The sequence below is a fragment of the Nonomuraea insulae genome, assembly GCF_042656245.1.
Genome location: NZ_JBHSPA010000107.1, coordinates 1 through 808 on the forward strand (window position 1 = coordinate 1; position 808 = coordinate 808).

At 66.7% G+C, this 808-nt stretch carries 1 protein-coding gene; it reads left to right on the forward strand.

The window, feature by feature from the left end; translation table 11 throughout:
- Positions 1-155 precede the first annotated feature (155 nt).
- A partial coding sequence (locus ACFPZ3_RS60150; protein ID WP_379523444.1) for a hypothetical protein occupies positions 156-808 on the forward strand: 653 nt, incomplete at its 3' end.

Here is an 808-nt window from a genome sequence, read left to right on the forward strand (position 1 = left end):
ACGACATCGCCGCCATGACCGGCGGCACCCTCTACATCTGGAACGGCGAAGGCGGCAACAGGTTCGGCACCGGCACCGCCATCGGCCCGGGCTGGACCCCCTACTTCTAACCCGCGTCCCCGCTGCTCAAGATTCGGAGCAAGAACATGCAGTCAATGAAGACGGCGGTCATGACCGCCTGCGCGATCCTCGCCTTAGCCACGCCCGCACACGCCACGACTCCCGACGAACCCCTCGTCGGCGAAGTGACGGCCTCCTACGCGACCGCGGCCTGCGACCCGAAGGGCACGACAGGCGCGGACGCCGCGATCGCCGACCGGCTGAACAGCGTCCTGACGGCCAAGATGGACGGCTACATGAACGCCTACCGCGTCTCCTGTGCCCGCATGGTCGTCAAGGCCGTTCGCGACCGCGGCCTGGCGCCTCGCGCCGCGGTCATCGCGATCACCACCACCATCGTGGAAGCCAGCATCCAGAACGTCGCGGAAACCGTCGACCATGACAGCCTCGGCCTGTTCCAGCAGCGCGCGACATGGGGCTCCGTCGAACAACGACTCAACCCCATCTGGGCCACCAACGCCTTCCTCAACAAGATGGTCAGAATCTACCCGGACGACTCCTGGAAGCAGGAGCAGGTCGGCGACGTGTGCCAGGCCGTACAGGTCTCCGGTTATCCGGAGCGCTACCAGCCCGAGGCCGGGGACGCGCAGAAGATCGTCGACGCCCTGTGGGGGCCGGCCAGCGTGTTCGGCGCGGATTTCAACGGTGACGGCATCGGTGACATCTTCTCCGAGACGACCGGCACGCT